15 protein-coding genes are annotated in these 16,108 nt (G+C 67.9%); 4 read left to right on the top strand and 11 right to left on the bottom strand.

The genetic code is table 11. From position 1 onward, the window contains the following. The first annotated feature begins 50 nt into the window (after positions 1-50). Together edd and eda are read left to right on the top strand one after the other, a co-directional pair. The gene (gene edd, locus AC5P7U_RS15440; RefSeq protein WP_006432893.1) at positions 51-1,967 is read left to right on the top strand and encodes a phosphogluconate dehydratase; all 1,917 of its coding nucleotides are present in this window, start codon (positions 51-53) and stop codon (positions 1,965-1,967) included. Between the two features lie 238 nt (positions 1,968-2,205). Beyond that, positions 2,206-2,865 (top strand): bifunctional 4-hydroxy-2-oxoglutarate aldolase/2-dehydro-3-deoxy-phosphogluconate aldolase, encoded by a 660-nt coding sequence (gene eda / locus AC5P7U_RS15435; RefSeq protein WP_495221237.1) that lies wholly within the window; start codon positions 2,206-2,208, stop codon positions 2,863-2,865. Positions 2,866-3,153: 288 nt separating this feature from the next. On the opposite strand, the gene AC5P7U_RS15430 is transcribed toward eda, so the two are convergent. The 3 genes from AC5P7U_RS15430 to ispG form a co-directional block, all read right to left on the bottom strand. Then, positions 3,154-3,801, bottom strand: coding sequence for a response regulator (locus AC5P7U_RS15430; RefSeq protein WP_006432784.1), 648 nt, complete (start codon positions 3,799-3,801; stop codon positions 3,154-3,156). 200 nt (positions 3,802-4,001) lie between these two features. Then, positions 4,002-4,751, bottom strand: a complete 750-nt coding sequence (locus AC5P7U_RS15425; RefSeq protein ID WP_006432783.1) for a phosphatase PAP2 family protein — start codon at positions 4,749-4,751, stop codon at positions 4,002-4,004. Beyond that, positions 4,732-5,997, bottom strand: coding sequence for a flavodoxin-dependent (E)-4-hydroxy-3-methylbut-2-enyl-diphosphate synthase (gene ispG, locus AC5P7U_RS15420; RefSeq protein ID WP_180879752.1), 1,266 nt, complete (start codon positions 5,995-5,997; stop codon positions 4,732-4,734). The genes AC5P7U_RS15425 and ispG overlap by 20 nt, the downstream gene beginning before the upstream one ends. 114 nt (positions 5,998-6,111) lie before the next feature. On the opposite strand from ispG, the gene AC5P7U_RS15415 reads away from it, so the two are divergent. Continuing rightward, on the top strand, positions 6,112-7,338 hold the full coding sequence (locus AC5P7U_RS15415; protein ID WP_197565038.1) for an ATP-binding protein: 1,227 nt from the start codon (positions 6,112-6,114) through the stop codon (positions 7,336-7,338). Beyond that, on the top strand, positions 7,335-7,904 hold the full coding sequence (locus tag AC5P7U_RS15410) for a response regulator transcription factor (protein ID WP_008265983.1): 570 nt from the start codon (positions 7,335-7,337) through the stop codon (positions 7,902-7,904). The genes AC5P7U_RS15415 and AC5P7U_RS15410 overlap by 4 nt, the downstream gene beginning before the upstream one ends. 21 nt (positions 7,905-7,925) lie before the next feature. On the opposite strand, the gene AC5P7U_RS15405 is transcribed toward AC5P7U_RS15410, so the two are convergent. The 8 genes from AC5P7U_RS15405 to folK all read right to left on the bottom strand — a co-directional run bounded on the left by AC5P7U_RS15405 (position 7,926) and on the right by folK (position 16,108). Then, positions 7,926-10,826, bottom strand: a complete 2,901-nt coding sequence (locus AC5P7U_RS15405) for a type 2 lanthipeptide synthetase LanM family protein (protein ID WP_006432617.1) — start codon at positions 10,824-10,826, stop codon at positions 7,926-7,928. An 80-nt stretch (positions 10,827-10,906) separates the two neighbouring features. After that, positions 10,907-11,113, bottom strand: coding sequence for a DUF6229 family protein (locus AC5P7U_RS15400; protein ID WP_049423517.1), 207 nt, complete (start codon positions 11,111-11,113; stop codon positions 10,907-10,909). Between the two features lie 280 nt (positions 11,114-11,393). After that, positions 11,394-12,908, bottom strand: a complete 1,515-nt coding sequence (gene pgi / locus AC5P7U_RS15395; protein WP_197564605.1) for a glucose-6-phosphate isomerase — start codon at positions 12,906-12,908, stop codon at positions 11,394-11,396. Beyond that, positions 12,905-13,285 carry an aspartate 1-decarboxylase gene (panD, locus tag AC5P7U_RS15390; RefSeq protein ID WP_006432456.1) on the bottom strand — a complete coding sequence of 127 codons (381 nt, stop codon included), beginning with the start codon at positions 13,283-13,285 and terminating at the stop codon, positions 12,905-12,907. The genes pgi and panD overlap by 4 nt, the downstream gene beginning before the upstream one ends. Before the next feature lie 87 nt (positions 13,286-13,372). After that, a complete protein-coding gene (locus AC5P7U_RS15385; RefSeq protein ID WP_197564606.1) occupies positions 13,373-13,870 on the bottom strand; it encodes a hypothetical protein in 498 nt (165 codons plus the stop codon). Between the two features lie 66 nt (positions 13,871-13,936). Continuing rightward, a complete protein-coding gene (panC, locus tag AC5P7U_RS15380) occupies positions 13,937-14,776 on the bottom strand; it encodes a pantoate--beta-alanine ligase (RefSeq protein WP_006432440.1) in 840 nt (279 codons plus the stop codon). Beyond that, a complete protein-coding gene (panB, locus tag AC5P7U_RS15375) occupies positions 14,773-15,588 on the bottom strand; it encodes a 3-methyl-2-oxobutanoate hydroxymethyltransferase (protein ID WP_006432439.1) in 816 nt (271 codons plus the stop codon). Before panB ends, panC begins: the two co-directional genes overlap by 4 nt. 34 nt (positions 15,589-15,622) lie before the next feature. Further along, a complete protein-coding gene (folK, locus tag AC5P7U_RS15370; protein ID WP_197564607.1) occupies positions 15,623-16,108 on the bottom strand; it encodes a 2-amino-4-hydroxy-6-hydroxymethyldihydropteridine diphosphokinase in 486 nt (161 codons plus the stop codon).

Here is a 16,108-nt window from a genome sequence, read left to right as displayed (position 1 = left end):
GCGGCGCGCTGCCGCCGCTTGCCTCTCGCCACCACGAACGCCGGTAGCCAATGAGCCTCCATCCGCAACTGCACGCCATCACTGAGCGCGTCATCCGCCGCAGCGCCGCCTCGCGCGCCGCCTACCTGGCCGCGATCGACGCCGCCCTGCGCGATGGCCCGTTCCGCAGCCGCCTGAGCTGCGGCAACCTCGCCCATGGCTTCGCCGCCTGTGGCGGTACCGACAAGAGCCGACTGCGCGGCGGCGTAACGCCGAACCTCGGCATCATCACCGCCTACAACGACATGCTGTCGGCGCACCAGCCGTTCGAGACCTATCCGGAGCAGATCCGGCAGATCGCCCGCGAGCTGGGCGCCACCGCACAGGTGGCCGGCGCGGTGCCGGCGATGTGTGACGGCGTGACCCAGGGCCGTGGCGGCATGGAACTGTCGCTGTTCTCGCGCGATGTGATCGCCCAGGCGACGGCCATCGGCCTCAGCCATGACATGTTCGACACCACGATCCACCTTGGTGTGTGCGACAAGATCGTGCCGGGCCTGCTGATCGGTGCGCTGGCCTTCGGTCACCTGCCGGCCGTGTTCGTGCCGGCAGGCCCGATGACCCCGGGCATTCCGAACAAGCAGAAGGCCGAAGTGCGCGAGCGCTACGCCGCCGGTGAAGCCACCCGCGAAGAGCTGCTGGAGGCCGAGTCCGCCTCGTACCATGGCGCCGGCACCTGCACCTTCTATGGCACCGCCAATTCCAACCAGGTGTTGCTGGAAGCCATGGGCGTGCAGCTGCCGGGTGCGTCGTTCGTCAACCCGGATACCGCCCTGCGCGATGCACTGACCCGCGAAGCCACCGAGCGCGCACTGGACATCACCGCGCTGGGCGACGATTTCCGTCCGCTGGGCCGGATCATCGACGAGCGCGCGATCATCAACGCGGTCATCGCGCTGATGGCCACGGGCGGCTCGACCAACCACACCATTCACTGGATCGCGGTGGCGCGTGCCGCCGGCATCGTGCTGACCTGGGACGATTTCGACGAACTGTCGCAGCTGATTCCGCTGCTGGCCCGCGTGTATCCGAACGGCGAAGCCGACGTGAACCGCTTCGCCGCCGCCGGTGGCCCGGCATTCGTGTTCGGCGAACTGATCAAGGCCGGCCTGATGCACGGCGATCTGGTCAGCGTGGCGCGTGGCGGCATGGCCGACTACGCCCGCGAGCCGCAGCTGCGCGAGGGCAAGCTGGTCTACCTGCCGGGCCTGGAGCGCAGCGCCGATGAAGAAGTGGTGCGCGGCGTCGACAACCCGTTCGAACGCCAGGGTGGCCTGCGCCTGCTGCGCGGCAACCTCGGCAAGTCACTGATCAAGCTGTCGGCGGTGAAGCCGCAGTACCGCAGCATCGAGGCACCGGCGGTGGTGGTCGATGCGCCGCAGGTGCTGAACAAGCTGCACGCCGGCGGTTTGCTGCCCGAGCATTTCGTGGCGGTGGTGCGTTACCAGGGCCCGCGTGCGAACGGCATGCCGGAACTGCATTCGCTGGCGCCGCTGCTGGGCCTGCTGCAGAACCAGGGCCGGCGCGTGGCGCTGGTCACCGACGGCCGCCTGTCCGGCGCCTCGGGCAAGATTCCGGCGGCCATCCACGTGACGCCGGAAGCGGCGCGCGGTGGCCCGCTGGCGAAGGTCCGCGAGGGCGACATGATCCGCCTGGATGGTGAAGCCGGCACGCTGGAAGTGCTGGTGGATGCCGCCGAATGGGCGGCGCGGTCGTTGGCGCCGAACACGGCTCCGGCGGCGCATGACCTGGGCCGGAATCTGTTCGCGATCAACCGTCGTGTGGTGGGCCCGGCCGACCAGGGCGCGATTTCGATTTCGTGCGGGCCGGCAGCGGCTGATGGTGGGCCGTGGGATTACGACGCGGAGTATGAGCTGGGGCACGATGCGGCGGCGGCGGCGGCGCCGCATGAGGCGAAGGACGCCTGAGGGTTGAAGAGCGTTGCGGGTGTGCGTTGGCGGTGAGTTTGCTGGTAGCGGCGGAGGGCAGGCCGTCGCCAGGACACGCCGTGAATACGTCCCTGTAGGCTCGTTCGCGCCATCCATGGCGCGAACGGTCCTGGCGACGGCCTGCCCTCCGCCGCATCACTCTCTCCGGCACATCGACGCCGCGAAGTGATCACTGAAAATCAAATTCAAAAGCAGAAGCAAAGGCAGAAGCAGAGCTATGGGTATCGAACAACATCAGGTGAAGGCGGCGGAGCTGTTGCATGCGGCGGGCATCCTGCCGGTGGTGACGATTCATACGCTGGACCAGGCGCGTGCGGTGAGTGCGGCGCTGCTGGAAGGGGGCTTGCCGGCGATCGAGCTGACCCTGCGTACGCCGGTGGCGATGGAAGCGCTGGCGATGCTCAAGCGCGAGCTGCCCGATGTGGTGGTGGGCGCGGGTACAGTGCTGACCGTGCAGCAGATGCAGCAGTCCATTGATGCGGGTGCGGATTTCCTGGTGACCCCGGGAACGCCGCCGGCACTGGCCGATGCGCTGGCCGCCGCGCCGCTGCCGGTGGTACCGGGTGCGGCGACGCCGACCGAGCTGCTGTCGCTGTATGCGCGCGGCTTCCGCGTGTGCAAGCTGTTCCCGGCCACCGCCGTGGGCGGGCTGGCGATGATCAAGGGCCTGGCCGGCCCGGTCGCCGATCTCAAGCTGTGCCCGACCGGCGGCATCACCGAAAACACCGCCGCCGAATACCTCGAGCAGAAGAACGTGGTCTGCATCGGTGGTTCGTGGATGGTACCGGGCAACTGGATCGCCGACGGCGAATGGGACAAGGTCCGCGCCAGCGCCGCCGTCGCGGCGAAGATCATCAAGCGCGTGCGCGGTCACTGACGCACCACGCGGACAGAGCCCTTTCCCACCGGGAAAGGGATCCGACCCCGGGCGACGAGCGCGCAAAGCGCGCGACCCGCTCCTGCTCTTCCTTCTTCATTCCGCGGTGGACGCGCACGGAACCTGTCCGTGGCCCTGCGGAGGGATTGCGCAGGGGCGTAAGCGCCATGGATGGCGCGCCCGAGCCTCCAGGGATGGATTCACGGCGCCCCTGCGCAATCCCTCCGCAGGGCCAACCCCACGAATCCTGCCGCACGCCGCGAGGGGCTCAGCCGTGGGCCGAAACCCTCACAACGGCCGTGCCGGATCCACCAGCCCGTACTGGCTCGCCATGCGCGCCAGCGCGATGTTGTCGTGGATTCCCATCTTCTCGAACAAGCGCGCCTTGTGCGTGTTCACCGTCTTCGCGCTCAGGCTCAGGCGCCGCGCGATGTCCTCCTGGCGCAGGCCCTGGGTCAGCAACAGCGCCACTTCCAGTTCACGCGGCGACAGGCTGTCGAACGGCGAACCGTTGCCCTCCACCGTCGACAACGCCAGGTTCTGCGCGATGCTGGTGCCCAGGTAGCGACGACCGGCCGCCACGTCGCGCACCGCACGCAACAGTTCCTGCGCGTCGCAGCCCTTGCCGATGTAGCCGGCGGCACCCGCCTCAAGCAGGCGCTTCGGCAGCGGGCCGTCCTCCAGCACCGACACGATCACCACGCGGGTATTGCGATGGCTGCGGACGATGCGCTCGGTCACTTCCATGCCACTGACACCCGGCAGGTGCAGATCGCACAGCACCACGTCCGGCAGCAGCTGGCGCACTTCACGCAGCGCGTCTTCGCCGGTCTCGGCTTCGCCCACCACCTCGATGTCGGTTTCCCCCGACAGAATCATCTTCATCCCGGTGCGGACCAGTGCGTGGTCATCCACCAGGTAGACTCGAATCGTCATTCACGTACCTCTTCGAATGCGGCCATTGCAGGTCAAGCTAGGCAGGGTGCCGTAACCCTGCAAGCGCGTTCGTAATGCGGCAATGGCAATCTGCCCTGCGCATCACAGTACGGCGCCTGGTGCTTGCCCCCTGTCTTGCAGAACCTGCTGCAACGAAACAACTGATCTATCACGTAGACGTCCCCGAAGGGTCATCCACGTCAAACCCCCTGTGATGATGCTTCGCTGGCCTTCGCTGGCGGCGAGCCGTGACGTCGCCATGGGTGCCGGCGACTGAACATGACCAGATAGCACCCTACCACCCAAACCAGCGCGGCACACCATCCGGCCAGGATATCGGAGGGGTAATGCACCCCCAGATAGACCCGGGACACGCTGACCAGCAGGCTGAACGCCGGGGCCAGCAGCAGCACCGGCCAGCGCCAGCGGGTGTTCCAGGCCAGCAGTACCAGGGTCGCCGCCAGGGTCATCGACCCCATCGCGTGACCACTGGGGAAACTGAACGTCGATTCCGGCGCGATCGATTCCCACAGGCTGGGGCGCTGGCGCTGGAAGAAATGCTTGCTGCCCATGTTCAGCAGCGCCGAGCCGACGAAGCTGACGGCGACGAAGGTGGCCTCGCGCCAGCGCCGGTAGCCCAGCAGCACGCCGATGATCAGCACATCGGCCGGAATCAGGAACCATTCGTAGCCCAGCCTGGAAATGAGCACGAAGAAGCGGTCCAGCAGCGGCGAATGCAGGCCATGCATCTGCCACAGCAGCGGTGCATCGAAATGGAACGATTCAAACTCGTGCACTTCATCGGCCAGCGCGACGAAGCCGGCCAACGGCAGCAGCACGCCACCGAACAGCAGTACCAGTCGCCAGGCGTTGCGCGCCATCCAGTGGCGGAAACCGGAGGCCGACTCCGGCGCAGCGAGGATCGCAGGCTTATCCGGCGCTTCGGACATAGTTGTGTTCGACGTAATCGTCGATCAGGGCGACGAACTCCTGGGCGATGTTGTCGCCACGCAGGGTCACCTTCTTCTCGCCATCGACGAAGACCGGTGCCGCCGGCGTCTCACCGGTACCCGGCAGGGAGATGCCGATGTTGGCGTGGCGCGACTCACCGGGCCCGTTGACGATGCAGCCCATCACCGCCAGGGTCATGTTTTCCGCCCCCGGGTGGTGGATCTTCCACAGCGGCATCTTCTCCCGCACGTGGTTCTGCACCACCTTGGCCAGTTCCTGGAAGAATTCGGACGTGGTGCGGCCGCAGCCCGGGCAGGCCGTGACCAGCGGCGTGAAGGCGCGCTGGCCGGTGGTCTGCAGCAGTTCCTGGGCGACGATCACTTCCTGCGTACGCGACTGGCCCGGTTCCGGGGTCAGCGAAATGCGGATGGTGTCGCCGATACCTTCCTGCAGCAGCACGCTCAGCGCCGCCGACGACGCGACGATGCCCTTGCTGCCGATGCCGGCCTCGGTCAGGCCCAGGTGCAGGGCGAAGTCGGACCGCTGGGCCAGGTCGCGGTACACCGCGATCAGCTCCTGCACGCCGCTGACCTTGGCCGACAATACGATGCGATCGCGCGGCAGGCCGAGCTCCACCGCCTGCTCGGCCGAATCCAGCGCCGAACGGATCAGCGCCTCGCGCAGCACGCGGCCGGCGTCCCAGGGCTGTTCGCGCAGGTTGTTTTCGTCCATCAGCTTCGCCGCCAGGGCCTGGTCCAGCGAGCCCCAGTTGGCGCCGATGCGCACCGGCTTGTTGTAACGGATCGCAAACTCGATCAGCTGGGCGAACTGCAGGTCCTTCTTCTTGCCGAAGCCGACGTTGCCCGGGTTGATACGGTACTTGGCCAGTGCTTCGGCACAGGCGGGCTCGGCGGTCAGCAGCTGGTGGCCGTTGTAATGGAAGTCACCGATCAGCGGCACATCGATGCCCATCATCGCCAGCTTGTCGACGATGCGTGGAATCGCCGCAGCGGCTTCAACGGTATTGACGGTCAACCGCACCATTTCCGAACCGGCACGCCACAACTCGGCCACCTGCTTCACGCTGGAGGCCACGTCGGAGGTGTCGGTGTTGGTCATCGACTGCACCACCACCGGCTTGCCTCCGCCTACGGTGACCCCGCCGATCTGCACGGCATGGGTCTGGCGGCGCGGCCAGGAGGTGGCATCGGAGGGAGGAGTCGGGCGGGTGACGGCGTCGTGCATGGGCGCATTCTACCGCCCGCCTCCGCATTCCGGGTGACTCGCATTCAGCCGGCGGCACGGCTGCGGCCTATTGTCGCAGGCACCGGCGCCCGCGAACGCATACGATGGGCATGAATGACCGGTCCCGACGCTCCGTTTCTCCGTACCCTGTGCAGCCTGCGCTGGCTTGCCGTGGGCGGCCAGGCCGCAACCATCCTGGTGGCCACCTGGGTGCTGGGCCTGCCGTTGCCGCAGCTGCCGTTGTGGGCCGGCGTGGCGGTGCTGGCCCTGTTCAACGTCTACACCCAGCTGCGCCCGGAAGCGGCTGATACCGCGCCCCTCACCGCTTTCGGCCACATTCTGGTGGATGTGATCATCCTGACCTGGATGGTGGGCTGGAGCGGCGGCATGGCCAATCCGTTCAGCTCGCTGTTCCTGATCCTGATCGCACTGGCCGCATTCGCCCTGCCCCTGCGCTGGGCGCTGGCGGTCGCGCTGGCCTGCCTGCTCGGCTACGCCAGCAGCGGCATCTTCGGGCAGCCCCTGCCGGACGGCTATTTCCGCGCACAGGACCTCAACCGCTGGGGCGTGGTGGCCAACTTCCTGATCTCCGCCGCGGTGGTGCTGGCCTTCTCGACCCGGCTGGCATTGGCACTGCGCCAGCGCGAGCTGGAGCTGTCGGCGCTGCGCGAGCGCTTCGCACGCAACGAAGGCATCGTCGCTCTGGCCACCCATGCCGCCTCGGTGGCGCATGAACTGAATACCCCATTGGCGACGATGACCCTGCTCGCCGACGACGTCGCCGAGCGCAGCGAAGAGCCGGAAGTGCGCGAGGATATGGAAACCCTGCGCGAACTGCTGGTGCAGTGCCGCGAACGGGTACTGGCACTGGCCGCACCGGCGTCGGCCGATGCGCCGGGCCGCAGTCACTCCAGCGCCCAGCAGGTACTGGAGCAATGGCGCCTGGTGCGGCCGACCATCAACCTGCACCGCAACGACGATGCGCCGCTGCGGCTGCCGCTGGACCCGGGCGTGGGCCACCTGCTGATGGTCCTGCTCAACAACGCCGCCGATGCCGGCGAGAAGGCCGGCCGGCCGCGCGTGGACCTGGACCTGCGTATCGAAGGCGACGACCTGATCGGCGAAGTCCGCGACTACGGCCACGGCTTCGATGCCCGCGCCGCCGTGCTGCCGGGCAAGCTGTTCGGCAGCAGCAAGAGCGAGGGCATGGGCGTCGGCCTGGCCCTGTCCCATGCCACCATCGAACGCCTCGACGGCGAGATGTGGATGCGCCCGGCCCAGGGGGCCGGCAGCCGCGTCGGCTTCCGCCTGCCGCTGGCCCCACGCGAGGACACCCCATGAGCCTTCACCACTCCACCCTGGGCCTGCTGGTCGACGACGACGAGCTGTACCTGCGCACCCTGCAGCGCAGCCTGGCCCGCAAGGGGCTTGAAACGCAGACCGCACAGGATGCCGCCAGCGCGCTGGCACTGGCCCGCCAGCATCCGCCAGCGTTCGCGCTGATCGACCTGAAGCTGGGCAGCGATTCGGGCCTGGCCCTGATCCAGCCGCTGCGCGCCCTGCGTGCCGACATGCGGATCCTGCTGGTGACCGGCTACGCCAGCATCGCCACCGCGGTGGAAGCCATCAAGCTGGGTGCCGACGACTACCTGCCCAAGCCGGCGACCGTACCGATGATCCTGCGCGCATTGGGCGAGGAAGACGACGGCCCGGCTGACGATGGCGAAATGGAAGTGCCCGACGCGATGACGCCGATCAGCCGCCTGCAGTGGGAACACATCCAGCAGGCGATGCACGAGACCGGCGGCAATGTCTCGGCAGCCGCACGCCTGCTCGGCATGCACCGGCGCTCGCTGCAGCGCAAGCTGGCCAAGCGGCCGAGCCCGGAACGCGACCCGACCCGCTGACCGCTGCGGGACGTTCCCGGCTCAGGCCTCCGCCAGCGCTGCCGGCGCGGCCTGCCCGCTGCTGAAACGTGGTTCCATTGCGCCCGCCCTCGCGGCCGCCGTCTCCTGCAGCAGCGGCGACGGCAGCACGCAGGCCGGATGCATGCGCAGGAATCCATAGATCGCGCCGGCCAGCCCGATCATCAGGCCCGGGGTGAAGGCGGCACGGGTCAGCCCGCCGACCATGCCCTGGTGCTCCTCGATCGAAGACACGATCTCGATGGCTGCATCATCCCGCGCATAGGGGCAGCCTTCCGGGTCCAGCGCGGCGGCCAGCACCAGCAGCTCCCGGGTCGACACGTCGCCGTGGCACAGGGTATGGCTGAAACCCCATTTGCCGCGTGCATCGGCCACCGCCCGGCGCATGTCGCGCAGCTGTGCCGGATCGCCGGTACGCGCATACAGGTCGGCGGCCGCCAGTCCGATGCCGACGCTGCCATGGCACCAGGTCGGGAAATTCTTCTGCCCGTCCTGCAGATGGATGTCACGCCAGTGCCCGGTGTGCGGCTCGAACAATGCCGCCTGGAACGCGAAGGCCTCTTCTGCCAGTTGCCGCCAGGCAGCGCGCTCCGCCGCACTGCCCGCCTGCGAACGTGCCAGCCGTGCCAGTGCCCACCCCATGCCCATCGCACCATGGCCAAAGCCACCGATCGGCTCCCGGAACTGTGGCGTCGGCCAGCGCGCGCCATCGGCATCGACGATCGCCGCGTCCTGCATCCGGCGTCCTGCTGCGGCCGCCAGATCCAGCCAGCGCGGGCTGCCGGTGGCCTCGGCCAGTGCCAGCAGCGGCAGGATCATGCCGGACACGCCATCAATCAGTTCGAACTTCACCGGCCCCTGGAAACCACGGCGTTCCGCGGCTTCCGCGCAGTGCTCTGCCAGCGCCAGCAGTGCCGGCCGCTGCAACAGATCGTGCAACGCCAGCAGTGTCCAGATCTGCGAGCCGGTGCCGACGAATCCACCATCGATCTCGGCAGGATGGCGCTCGCACATGGTCTGGAACACTGCGATGGCGCCGTCGATGGCCGGTTCCAGGCCAGCCACCGGATCAGCACGCCCCTGCGCTACTTCACGGCGGTAAGCCGCCAGCGCGAAGGCAATGCCCCCCAGGCCGAAGTACAGGTCGGGCTGCACCGGTTGGACCGTCCAGCCGCTGCGGGTCACCTCGGGCGTGATCCAGGTCATCGAGCCGTCTTCACCGTGCACGGCCAGCCGCAGCAGGTTCTCCACCGCGCGCGCCGCGAGTGCGCGCCGACGCGCATCCAGCGCGTCGGCGCGCGGCTGCCGTGCCGCATAGCTGTAGCCGGAGCGGGCCTCTGCACGCGCCAGCGCATGCTGGTTCAGGTCGGTGGCCACCAGCGTGCTGCGGATGGTCACGTCTTCCAGATCGATGCGCATCGCGCGCCAGCTGGCGACGATCGAGTGGATGCGTGGCGCATCCAGCAGCGATGCGAAGATCGGAATGTCTCCGTAGCGCAGGTCATCCACCTCGCCGCGCACGGTGTCCAGGTCCGAAGGTGCAGCCGGTGATACCGCCGCGTTCCTTACCAGCAGGTCGACGGCACGTTCGACTGCCTGGGATTCGTTGTGCAGCGACGCCGGATGCCAGAGCATCCGCCCGAGCTCGGCATAGGCCATGGTCGGCCGCCGCACATCCCGCACCTGGCACCCTTCGAACCCTGCCAGCAACGGCATCAGCTCGCCCTTCGCATCCAGCGCGCGCAGGCGCCCACTGGCGTCGACGAAGCCTTCGCTGATGTGGTCCCAGTACAGCGAGACATCCGGCTGCGGGCTCGGATGGTTCTGTGCGATGGCGACCTCCGCCTCGACCAGGCCCAGCCGCGCCGGCGCGGTCCCGTCTTCGATGATCACCGGCACCTGCACCCGTGGCTGCTCGCCCGGCAGCGCGCCGGCCGCGGACAGGTCCACGCCTTCCATGCCGAGGCCGGTGGTGCGGAACGGCACGATACCGGTGCGCAGCACGGAATTGCGCATCAGTTTGACGGCCGTGTCGTAGGCATCGCCCAAGCCTGAGGGTTCGACGTCGATGACGCGCGAAAACACACTTTCGGCGTCGACCACCACCGGCACCGGCCCGACTGCAATCAGGTTCTCAAGATGGATATCGGTACCCCCGACCAGGCGCAGGATGGCCAGCCAGTGACCGAGGCCGCGGTAATAGGCACGCAGCTCTTCATCACCGGAACAATAGCGGTGCGCGGCGAATGCGGCCCAGCCGTGGCTGCCACGATCAACCACGCGGGGCACGCGTACCCGGCCAGCGCCTTCGCCGAAGACTGCGGCAAGCAGGCCATCGAGCGTGGCATCGATGCGCAGCGAGCGCGGCTTGTACATCAGGGTGCCGCCGTCGAACTGCAGCCGCGCCACGGTGCGGCCGCCGCCATGCAGGTCCCCCCGCCCCAGCGAGACGGCACGCAACACGCCTGCCGGCCTGCCGAGCAGCTCCGTCAGCAGCGCGCGATCGCTACCAATGCGCGCGGCCAGCTCCACCACGGCCGCACATTGCCCTTCGAGCATGCGCGACAGCCGCGGCAACAGCACCGGGTAGCGTCGCTGCAGATGCTGCTGGAAGCCCTCGCTGGTGGCGAGCGCCATGAATTCATCCAGCGCCCCGGCGCTGTCAAGCGGGCCGATGTCACCGCCACGTGCGGCGGCATGCAGCTCCAGCAGCAGCACGCGATTGAGCTTGAGCTGGGCATGCTCACGAAGCGCCGCATCGCCCTGCCCGTGCAGCAGCTTGCGTTCGTCCGGCCGCAGGTCGATAGCGGGGTCATGCAGGCCAGCGGCCAACGCGGCGCGCGCATCGGCAAGGAAATGTTCGGTGATGCGCGCAAACACGGCCGCAGCCGGAGAAGCGGTCATTACGCCCCCTGCAAAGTGTCCAGAGTCTGTTCCAGTGGCCGGCACGCAGCGCAAGCCGCTACGTGCCGGCTCGGGCTACATCAACAGCACAGGCAGTGATTGACCACCGACATCGTGGTGGTGCACTCGGTACCACCACCGGTGATCAGGGTGTCGGAGGCCGACGTGAGCGCGGACTCGGTGGCCGCAGCGCCATAGATGAACAGCGAACCGGCGGGGTTGGCGCACCCATCCACATCGTCCGAGCCGTTGAGCCAGCCGGACACAACATCGTCATTCAGATCCATTCGCAATCTCCTGTCATTCACAACATGAGGCGTTGAGAACGTGGATCGATTCCACGTTCCTTCGGATACGGCCAGTCCCTGGCATCAACTTCATGCTGCGAGCGATACTGGATGACAGGTACTGCCGCCCGTGCACACTGCATCGGCATTCGATGCGGCGTCAAGCTGCGCTGCGGCAGGCACGCGGATGCACGGCACGCGCAACACGGAAGGACGCGTGCATGGCCAGGATGTGGGATGCAGGGATGGCCGGCCGGTGGCCGGCATCTCCAGGGCAGGCTCAGCGCTTCAGCTGCGCAAGAATCTCGCGGGTCATCGGATCGGCGATCGCCACGTCCTCACCCTGCAACGCCGGCAGCAGGCCACTGGCCAGCTGCTTGCCCAGCTCGACACCGAACTGGTCGAAGGCGTTGATGTTCCAGATCACCGATTGCACGTACACGGCGTGCTCATACATCGAGATCAGCGCACCCAATGCCTGCGGGGTGAGTGCATCAAGCAGGATCAGCGTGCTCGGACGACCGCCCGGGTAATCGCGGTGCGGGTCGTCGCTGCCCTGGCCATTGGCCAGCGCCTCGGTCTGCGCCAGCAGGTTGGCCAGCAGGGCCTGATGATTGACCGTGTAGGGATCATCGCTGTGCACGCAGCCGATGAAATCGGCCGGCACGATGCTGGTGCCCTGGTGCAGCGCCTGGAAGAAGCTGTGCTGCACATCGGTGCCCGCCCCGCCCCACCACACCGGCACGGTGTCGGTGGTGACCGGCTGGCCATCGCGCTGCACGCGCTTGCCCAGGCTCTCCATCACCAGCTGCTGCAGGTAGGCCGGCAGCAGCGCCAGGCGCTGGTCGTAGGTCATCACCGCATGCGTGGCACAGCCCAGCAGGTTGCGGTTCCAGATGTCGGTCAGGCCGTGCAGCACCGGCAGGTTGCGCTCCAGCGGCGCGTCCAGCGCATGCGCATCCATCTGCGCCGCGCCTTCCAACAGCTGCTCGAAACGCTCGAAGCCGATCGCCAGCGCGATCGGGAAACCGACCGCCGACCACAGCGAATAACGGCCCCCCACCCAGTCCCACATCGGCAGCACGCGATCGGCAGCGATCGCGAATGCCTTGGCGGCACGTTCCGGATTGGCGCTGACTGCATACAGGCGTTCACTGCCGCCGAGCCAGTCGTGCAGGATCTGGCCGTTGAGCAGGGTTTCCTGGGTACCGAAGGTCTTGGAGATCAGGATGCCGGCGGTCTTGGCTGGATCCAGCGTGGCCAGCGTGCGCTGCATGGCGGCGCCATCCACGTTCGACGCGAAATGCACGCGCAGGCGCGCGCCGCTGACCGGGCGCAGCGCATCGGCCACCAGGCGCGGGCCGAGATCGGAACCGCCGATGCCGACGCTGACCACGTCGGTCACGCCGCTGTCTTCCAGCGCACGCACCAGCACGCCCATGCGCTGGCGGATTCCGCGCGCAGTGGCATAGGCCTCGGCCGCCACCGGCGCATCGACCACGTCACCACGCAGTGCGGTATGCAGGGCAGCGCGGCCTTCGGTCAGGTTGACCTGCTCGCCACGGAACAAGCGGTTGATGGCACCGCCGACATCACGCTCGGCGGCCAGTGCCAGCAACGCCTGCAGCGCCGCGGCATCGTATTTCTGCCGGGCGAAGTTGACGTACAACGGACCGACCCGCAGCGCCAGGTCCTGGACGCGGCCGGGTTCGGCGACGAGCAGGCTGGGAATGCTTGCGCCCTTCAGGCGCTGGGCGTGGGAATGCAGCGAGTCGAATCCGTTGTTCGTTGTCATGCGGCCTGGGTCGGGATCGTGTCGTTGGTGTGGGTAATCTGGTTGTTGCCATCAACGTACACCAGCTTCGGCTTGAAGCTGTCGGCTTCCTGCTCGGTCATGCTGGCGAACGCGGCGATGATGATGATGTCACCGACCTGCACGTGGCGCGCGGCGCCACCGTTGAGCGAGACAACGCCGCTGCCGGCTTCGGCGCGGATGGCATAGGTCGAGAAGCGCGCACCGTTGGTCACGTCCCAGATGTGCACCTGCTCGAACTCGCGGATGCCGGTGGCAGCCAGCAGGTTGTCGTCGATGGCGATCGAGCCTTCGTAGTTCAGCTCGGAATGGGTGACGGTGGCGCGGTGGATCTTGGTCTTGAGCAGGGACAGGTGCATGGGGGCGCTGCAACGGCAAAGGAAAGAGCGGATTCTAGCACCCGCTTGGCCATCGTCAGGGGCCCGTGGCAGGACGCTGAAGGCCGTTCAGGCGTCCTCCCGCGGCGGGGTTGCCGGGATCGCACTGGCGGTGCCGACCATGGACAGGCGGAACACGGTGTGGAAGGCCAGCCCGGCGACCCCGCCGAGGCCCCCTGCAGCCAGCACCAGCAGGCCATAGCCGACCACATCGAAGGTGTCGACGTAACGCAGGCGCTGCAGCAGCGGACCGCTGTCCTCACCCGGCCAGGTACAGATGGCCATGACCAGCGCCGCCAGCCCGAAGCCGACCCACACGAAGCGGCCCCGGCGCAGGCGATACTGAGACTGCTGGAACAGCGCCATCGGCAGCAGCACGGCAATGGCACCGCAGGCGGCCAGCACGAACATCAGTCCGGCGCCGTTGAGCGCCGGTAGCGGTGTGCGCCTGAATTCGAGTGCGAACAACAGGCCGCCCACCAGCTGGGCCGGCAGCATGCCGGCAGCCAGCACCGCCAGGATCGAGGCCTGGGCAAGGCGGCCGGCATCAGTGGCAGGAATCTTCATGTGCTGTCTCCCGTCCGTGGGAAGGCGGGAGGCGCCCGTTGCGGGCGCCCCGGAGCCACATGCGGCTCAGAACTCCAGGTTGTCGATCAGCCGGGTGCTGCCCAGGCGCGCGGCAATAAGCGCCACGCGGCCACCGCCGTCGAAGGTCGGCTCGGCCAGCTCCGGGGTGCGCAGCACCGCGTAGTCGACCTGGAAACCAGCCGTCTGCAGCGCGGCCGTCGCATCGGCCTCGATCTGCGCACGCGACTGGCCAGCCACATAGCCTTCGCGCATGCCCAGCAGGGTGCGGTGAAGGGTCGTCGCGACCGGGCGCTGTTCGGCGCTCAGGTACTGGTTGCGCGAACTCTTGGCCAGGCCATCCTCGTCGCGCACGATCTCCGCGCCGACGATCTGGATCGGGAACGACAACTCCGCCACCATCTGCCTGATCACGGCCAGCTGCTGGTAGTCCTTGCGGCCGAACACCGCCACATCCGGCTGCACCTGCAGGAACAGGCGTGCCACCACCGTGCACACGCCGTCGAAGTGGCCCGGGCGGCTGGCACCCTCCAGCACTTCGCTCACGCCCGGGGCGTGCATCTGCGTGGTCTTGTCCACGCCCAGCGGGTACATCGCCTCCACGCTGGGCAGCCACACGGCATCGCAGCCGACCTGCTCCAGCCCGGCCACATCGGCCTCGGGCGTGCGCGGGTAGCGACTGAAGTCTTCATTGGGGCCGAACTGGGTCGGATTGACGAAGATGCTCGCCACCACCCTGTCGGCGTACTGGCGCGCCAGGGTCACCAGCGAATGATGGCCGCCATGCAGGTTGCCCATGGTCGGCACCAATGCCACGCGCAGGCCTTCGCGCTTCCACTGGCCGATCTGCTCGCGCAGTGCGCCAAGCTCGTTGAAGGTCTGGATCATTGGGCGTAGGCGTGCTGTTCGTCAGGGAAGCTGCCGCCGCGCACGGCGTCGGCATAGGCGCGGGTGGCACCGGCCACCGAACCGCCTTCGGCAAGGAAATCCTTGACGAACTTCGGGCGGCGATGACCGCTGTCCAGGCCGAGGAAATCATGCAGTACCAGCACCTGGCCATCGCACTGCGGGCCGGCACCGATGCCGATGGTCGGCACGTCCACCGCCGCCGTGACCTCGGCAGCGACCGGGGTCGGCACGCATTCGAGCACCATGATGCTGGCACCTGCGGCGGCCACGGCCCTGGCATCTTCCACCAGCTGGCGCGCGGCATCGCCTCGGCCCTGGATCTTGAAGCCACCCAGGCGCAGCACCGACTGCGGGGTCAGGCCCAGATGCGCGCAGACCGGGATCTCGCGCTCGACCAGGTAACGGATGATGTCGACCTTGAAGCCGGCACCTTCGATCTTGACCATCTCGGCGCCAGCCTGCAGCAGCTGCAGCGAGGCATCCAGCGCGCGTTCGGGGGTGGCGTCGGCGCCAAACGGCAGATCGGCCACCAGCAGCGCACGCTGCAGCACGCGGGCCACGGCGCGAGTGTGGTAGACCATGTCGGCCACGGTCACCGGCAGGGTCGAATCATGGCCCTGCACGACCATGCCCAGCGAGTCGCCGATCAGGATCAGGTCAACGCCGTTTGCGTCGAAAGTGCGGGCAAAGCCGGCGTCGTAGGCGGTCAACATGACCAGCTTCTGGCCATTGCGCTTGGCCTCGGCCAGGGCGGGAACGGTCCAGGGCTTGCTGTCTGCGTGGGTGCTCATGTGCTGATAACCGGGGGAGATAACCCGGGCATTATCACTCTATCGGCGCGATCCCGCAGGCATCCACCCGCATCACTGCATCCCGCACGCGCCCATGGCCGGGAATGGCCAGATCCGGTGCGATTTCGGCCAGTGGCACCAACACGAACGCACGCTCGTGCAGGTACGGGTGTGGCACCTGCAGCCCGGGCTGGTCGAGTTCCTGCACGCCGTACAGCAGCAGGTCCAGGTCCAGCGCGCGCGGGCCCCAGTGCACCGCAGGGTCGCGCACGCGACCGAAGCGCTGCTCCAGCGCCAGCATCGCCTGCAACAGTTCGCCAGCCGGCAGCTCGGTATCGACCGCCGCCACCGCATTGACGAACGGCGGCTGGTCCTGGTTGCCCCAGGCCGGCGTGGCATACAGGCGCGAGGCCTGCCGCAGGCGGGTCCCGGGCAGCCCGTCCAGCGCGGCAATCGCCGCGCCGACGGTCCCAGCCGCGTCGCCGAGGTTGGCGCCGAGGCCGATCCAGGCAAGGGTCAT

The organism is Stenotrophomonas sp. YJH_SMC_57 (genome assembly GCF_059369755.1).
Note: the sequence above shows the minus strand (reverse complement) of the source record. Positions and strands in the feature narration are given on the sequence as shown.